This is a genomic window from Streptomyces panaciradicis, assembly GCF_023516615.1.
Classification (GTDB): Bacteria; Actinomycetota; Actinomycetes; order Streptomycetales; family Streptomycetaceae; genus Streptomyces; species Streptomyces panaciradicis.
Genome location: NZ_JAMGBF010000353.1, coordinates 1 through 346, shown reverse-complemented (window position 1 = coordinate 346; position 346 = coordinate 1). Strand labels below are relative to the sequence as shown.

The window sequence follows — 346 nt, the reverse complement described above, 5'->3', positions numbered from 1 at the left end:
TTCCGGCGGGGCGGCATGTGGCTGACCGCCGGCGAGTGGGGCGGGCCCAGGGACGGCGAGATGGTGGAGAAGCGGCGGGTGCGCTACCGCACGGTCGGCGACATGTCCTGCACCGGCGCGGTCGACTCCGCCGCCGCCACCATCGCCAAGGTGATCGCCGAGATCGCCGCCTCCCGGCTCACCGAGCGCGGCTCCACCCGGGCCGACGACAAGCTCTCCGAGGCCGCGATGGAAGACCGCAAGCGCGAGGGGTACTTCTAGCCATGACGACCGCCGTGAAAGCCGCCCCCAGCGCACAACTGCTGCGGTTCGCCACCGCAGGTTCCGTCGACGACGGCAAGTCCAC

The 346-nt window shown here is 72.0% G+C and carries 1 pseudogene; it reads left to right on the top strand.

The annotated features are described in order from the left end of the window. Window positions 1-261 (top strand): annotated as a pseudogene (locus tag M8J74_RS44330) (sulfate adenylyltransferase subunit CysD); the annotation flags it as partial. Between the last annotated feature and the right edge of the window lie 85 nt (window positions 262-346).